Here is a 5427-nt window from a genome sequence, read left to right on the forward strand (position 1 = left end):
ACAGCGCCCAGGCGCTGCAACAGGCTGGCGCCCGTTATGTAATGGTATGGATGCTGCCGGACCTGGGCCTGACACCTGCCGTCAATGGCACCCCGCTCCAAGGGGCCGTCAGCGCCCTGGCCGGCGCGTTCAACCAGACCCTGGTACAGCGCCTGTCGCAAATCGATGCGCAGATCATCCCGCTGAACATTCCGTTGCTGCTCAAGGAAACCTTTGCCGATCCCGGGCGTTTTGGTTTTGCCACCGACCAGAACCTCAATCAGACCTGCTTCAGCGGCACCACCTGCAGGAATCCGGTGTATGGCGTCGGCGGCACCAATCCGGACCCGACCAAGCTGATTTACAACGACACCGTGCACCCGACCGAGGCCGGCCAGGTACTGATCGCCGACTACGCGTATTCACTGCTGGCAGCGCCCTGGGAAATCACCCTGCTTCCGGAAATGGCCCAAGGCACCTTGCGCGCCCATCAGGATTCATTGCGCAACCAATGGCAAGCCGACTCTGGTAGCTGGCAGGCCGTGGGCCAATGGCGGGCGATCGTCGACGCTGGCGGCCAGCACCTGGACTTCGATGATCAGAACAGCTCGGCCAGCGGTGACGGCAGCGGCTATAACCTGAACATCGGTGGCAGCTACAGGCTCAATGACGAGTGGCGCGTGGGTGTGGCAGCAGGCTTCTATCGCCAGAGTCTTGAGGCCGGCGCCAGCGATTCGGACTACAAGCTCAACAGCTACCTGGGCACCGCGTTCGCCCAATATCAGGAAGATCACTGGTGGGCCGACGCCGCATTGACCGGCGGCAAACTGGACTTCGATAACCTCAAGCGCAAGTTCGCCCTGGGCATCAGCGAAGGCACCGAGAAAGGCGACACCGACGGCTGGCTATGGGCATTGAGCGCACGGGTTGGGTATGACATCGCCGAGCCGAACAGCGAGTGGCACTTCTCACCCTTTATCAGCGCTGACTATTCGCGGGTCGAGGTGAATGGTTATTCGGAGAAAGATGCCCGTTCCACCGCGCTGACGTTTGATGACCAACAGCGCGACTCCAAGCGTTTGGGAATCGGATTACAAGCCAACTACCGCTTCACCCCGCAAACCCTGGTGTTTGGCGAAGTGGCCCACGAGCACGAGTTTGAAAACGATACGCAGCGAGTGGGCATGTCCCTCAACAGCGTGCCGGGGATTGATTTCAAACTGGACGGCTACACGCCACGCAGCAATTCGGATCGCTTGAACCTGGGGATTACCCACAAGGTGACCAAGGACCTGGCGCTGAACGCGGCCTATAACGTGAGAAAGGATGACAACTTTACCCAGCAAGGGCTGAGTGTCGGGGTGAGTCTGGATTTCTGACTCGGACTTGAAACTGACAAATACCAAATGTGGGAGCGGGCTTGCTCGCGAAAGCGGTGCGACAGTCACCTTATATATCGACTGATACACCGCCTTCGCGAGCAAGCCCGCTCCCACATTTTTGATCTACGTCTGACTTCAGTCCTGCGGGGTCTGCTCAGCCAACGCCACCGCGCGGAACATCGCCCGGCGCTTGTTCAGCGTCTCTTCCCATTCCAGGGCCGGTACCGAGTCGGCCACGATCCCGCCGCCCGCCTGCACGTGCAGTTCGCCGTCCTTGATCACCGCCGTACGGATCGCGATCGCAGTGTCCATATTGCCGTTCCAGGCGAAATACCCCACCGCGCCGCCATACACACCACGCTTGACCGGCTCCAGTTCGTCGATGATTTCCATCGCGCGAATCTTCGGTGCGCCCGACAAGGTGCCCGCCGGCAGGATCGCCCGCAGTGCATCCATCGCCGTCAACCCGGCCTTCAGCTCGCCGGTGACGTTGGACACGATGTGCATCACGTTGGAGTAACGCTCGATCACCATCTTCTCGGTGAGTTTCACCGAACCGATTTCCGAGACACGCCCGGTGTCGTTGCGGCCCAGGTCGATCAGCATCAAGTGCTCGGCGATTTCCTTGTCGTCGCTCAACAGGTCCTGTTCCAGCGCCAGGTCCGCCTCTTCGGTCGCACCGCGAGGGCGGGTGCCGGCAATCGGGCGTACGGTGATCAGGTTGTCTTCCACACGCACCAGCACTTCCGGCGAACTGCCCACGACGTGGAAGTCGCCAAAGTTGAAGAAGTACATGTACGGCGTCGGGTTGAAACAGCGCAGCGCCCGGTACAAATCAATCGGCGCGGCCTTGAAGTCGATGGACATGCGTTGCGACGGCACCACCTGCATGCAGTCACCGGCAAGGATGTATTCCTTGATGGTATCGACCGCACGCTCGTAGTCATCCTGGGTAAAGCTGGAGCGGAACACCGGGTCAGCCGCCGGTGGACGGCTGAGGTCCAGGCCGCGACGCGGGGTGATCGGCTGGCGCAGTTTTTCCAGCAGCGCTTCCAGGCTAGCCTGGCCTTGCTCGAACGCATCGGCCTGGGAAGGATCCGCCAACACGATAGCGTGCATCTTGCCCGCGAGGTTGTCGAACACCACCACCGCGTCGGAAACCATCAGCAGAATGTCCGGCACACCCAACGGATCGGGGTTCGGGGATTTGCCCAGGCGTTTTTCCACGTAGCGCACGCAGTCGTAGCCGAAGTAACCCACCAGGCCGCCGTTGAAGCGCGGCAGGCCGGCGATGGTCGGCACGTTGTAGCGCGCCTTGAATTCCTCGACGAAGGCCAGCGGGTCTTCCACGTCATGGCTTTCGATCTCGACGCCGTCTAGGGTGATGCTCACATGGTGATCATGTACCCGCAGCACCGTGCGGCACGGCAGGCCGATGATCGAATAACGGCCCCATTTCTCACCGCCCTGCACCGACTCCAGCAGATAGGAGTTGGGCTCGTCGGCCAGTTTCAGGTAGATCGACAGCGGGGTGTCGAAGTCGGCCAGGGTTTCGCAGGCCATGGGGATACGGTTGTAGCCGGCAGCGGCCAAACGCAGGAATTCTTCGCGGATCATGAGGTGCCTCGTGGCTTGAGGGTCTAACGGTCAGGTGTGCAAACGTGCCGCAGCGCGGCGAGGATCGGTCAGGCGCGCCAACGCCAGCGGGCCAGGGCCTTGATGACTTTCATCCAGAGTTTGCGAGTGACCACCACGATGGGATTTCCAGAAGGGGATGGAACAGCGTCGGGCAACGTTATCTCAGCGCCCGTTCCCAAGCAACCGGGGATTAACAGGCGCAGGTCATCAATCACCAGCGCCGGGGATTCTTCGGCAATCGGCCGGCCATGGTTGTAGCCGTAACTCAAGGCCACGCACTTGACCCCCGCCGCTTTCGCCGCCAGCACATCACTGCGCGAATCGCCGACAAACAGCGATTGGGACGCCGGGATATTGGCCATTTTCATCACGAAGAACAGCGCGGCCGGGTCGGGCTTCTTCTGCGGCAAGGTATCGCCGCCGATGATCCAGCGGAAATACCGGCCGATCTTCATCTGGTCCAACAGCGGTGCGACGAAACGCTCCGGCTTGTTGGTGATCAGGGCCATTTCCACGCCCTGCTTGTGCAGCCATTTCAGGGTGTCGCGCACGCCGGGATAAACCACGGTCAGTTCGTGGCCGTTTTCGTAGGCCACGTTGAACAGCTCAAGCGCATGCTCGGCTTCCACATCATCGACACCCTCGGCCTCGATGTTGTTGGCCAAGGCCCGACGCACCAGCATCTGCGCGCCATTGCCGACCCACTCGCGCACCGACTCGATACCCGCCGGCTTCCGCCCCAGCTTGAGCAGCATCTGGTCCACCGCCGCGGCCAGGTCCGGCACTGAATCGATCAACGTACCGTCCAGATCGAACATCACCAGCCGTGGCAGTTTGCCGGGGAACAGTTGCTCAAAGCCACTCATGGACGCGCCAGCGCCAGTTCTGCACGCATCTTGGCGATCACTTCCTGATAGTCCGGGGCATTGAAGATTGCCGAACCGGCCACAAAGGTGTCAGCACCGGCCGCGGCGATTTCGCGGATGTTGTTGACGTTGACGCCACCGTCGATCTCCAGGCGGATATCACGGCCCGACGCATCGATCAGCGCCCGCGCTTCACGCAGCTTGTTAAGGGTGCCGGGGATAAACTTCTGCCCGCCGAACCCCGGGTTGACGCTCATCAGCAACACCATGTCGACTTTGTCCATCACGTACTCAAGCACGCTCAGCGGAGTGGCCGGGTTGAACACCAGGCCCGCCTTGCAACCGCCCTCGCGGATCAGTTGCAGGGTGCGGTCCACGTGCAACGTGGCTTCCGGGTGGAAGGTGATGTAGGTCGCGCCGGCTTCGATGAAGTCACCGACGATGCGGTCCACCGGGCTGACCATCAAGTGCGCATCGATAGGCGCGGTCACGCCGTATTTACGCAGGGCGGCGCAGACCATCGGACCAATGGTCAGGTTCGGCACATAGTGGTTGTCCATGACATCGAAGTGAACGAAGTCGGCACCGGCGGCCAACACCTTGTCCACTTCCTCGCCCAGGCGGGCGAAGTCGGCGGAGAGAATCGATGGAGCAATGACGAAGGGCTGCATGACGCACCTTTTTGAGCTAAATCACGATGGCGCGCATTGTATACCTCATGCTTTGCCGCGCGCACCGTGACCTCGCTCAATGGTTAATAAGCTGCCCGGTAGATTTTCTCGATATCAGCGGCGCTGAGCTTGCGCGGATTGTTGCGCATCAGCCGCTCGATCCCCGCCGCTTCTACCGCCATGGCCGGGATCGCATCTTCAGGCACACCGAAGCTGCGCAGGCCGGACGGAATCTCGACTGCGGCACACAGTCGCGTCATCGCATCGACGGCCTGGTCGGCGGCATCCACCGCACTCAAACCCGTGATATTCACGCCCATGGCCTCGGCAATCTCCTGCATGCGCTCCACACACGCCAGCTTGTTCCAGTGCATCACGTAGGGCAGCAGCAAGGCATTGCTTACGCCGTGGGCGATATTGAAACGCCCGCCCAACGGGTAGGCCAACGCATGCACCGCCCCCACGCCGGCATTCCCGAACGCCATCCCGGCCATCAGGCTGGCGGTGGCCATGTCGTCCCGGGCCTCAAGGTTGGCGGGGTTGGCGTAGGCCTTGGGCAACGCCTTGGCAATCAGTTGGATCGCCCCGATGGCCAGTGCATCGGTGATCGGCGAGGCATTCAGCGACAGGTAGGATTCGATGGCGTGCACCAATGCGTCCACCCCACTGGCGGCGGTGACGCTGCGCGGGCAAGTCAGGGTCATCTGCGGGCTGATCAGGGCCACATCCGGCAGCAGGTAATCACTGACGATGCCTTTTTTCAGTTGCGCGACCTTGTCCGACAGAATCGCCACGTTGGTCACCTCCGAACCGGTGCCGGCGGTGGTGGGAATCGCGATCAGCGGCGGGCCTTTGCGCGGCACCTGGTCCACGCCGAACAGGTCGGCCAGG

General features: G+C 61.5%; 5 protein-coding genes. 1 reads left to right on the forward strand and 4 read right to left on the reverse strand.

Annotation, left to right across the window (positions count from 1 at the left end):
• Window positions 1-1358: autotransporter domain-containing SGNH/GDSL hydrolase family protein (locus HX846_RS09355; RefSeq protein WP_178965306.1), on the forward strand; the 1358-nt coding region annotated here is incomplete at its 5' end.
• A gap of 138 nt (window positions 1359-1496) precedes the next feature.
• Here HX846_RS09355 and trpE read toward each other — a convergent pair.
• The 4 genes from trpE to HX846_RS09375 all read right to left on the reverse strand — a co-directional run.
• Window positions 1497-2978 (reverse strand): anthranilate synthase component I, encoded by a 1482-nt coding sequence (gene trpE / locus HX846_RS09360; RefSeq protein WP_003210962.1) that lies wholly within the window; start codon window positions 2976-2978, stop codon window positions 1497-1499.
• 68 nt (window positions 2979-3046) lie between these two features.
• Window positions 3047-3865, reverse strand: coding sequence for a phosphoglycolate phosphatase (locus HX846_RS09365; RefSeq protein ID WP_003210964.1), 819 nt, complete (start codon window positions 3863-3865; stop codon window positions 3047-3049).
• Entirely contained in the window at window positions 3862-4536 is a 675-nt protein-coding gene (rpe, locus tag HX846_RS09370; protein ID WP_003210966.1) for a ribulose-phosphate 3-epimerase, read from the reverse strand. The genes HX846_RS09365 and rpe overlap by 4 nt, the downstream gene beginning before the upstream one ends.
• Window positions 4537-4619: 83 nt before the next feature.
• Window positions 4620-5427: iron-containing alcohol dehydrogenase (locus HX846_RS09375; RefSeq protein ID WP_178965307.1), on the reverse strand; the 808-nt coding region annotated here is incomplete at its 5' end.

Origin of the sequence: Pseudomonas sp. K5002, from assembly GCF_013386655.1 — a bacterium.
GTDB lineage: Bacteria > Pseudomonadota > Gammaproteobacteria > Pseudomonadales > Pseudomonadaceae > Aquipseudomonas.

Excerpts from the sequence above, each read along its gene's own strand:
- HX846_RS09365 (WP_003210964.1), bottom strand. The coding sequence starts at position 3,865 with ATGAGTGGCTTTGAGCAACTGTTCCCCGGCAAACTGCCACGGCTGGTG.
- trpE (WP_003210962.1), bottom strand. The coding sequence starts at position 2,978 with ATGATCCGCGAAGAATTCCTGCGTTTGGCCGCTGCCGGCTACAACCGT.
- rpe (WP_003210966.1), bottom strand. The coding sequence starts at position 4,536 with ATGCAGCCCTTCGTCATTGCTCCATCGATTCTCTCCGCCGACTTCGCC.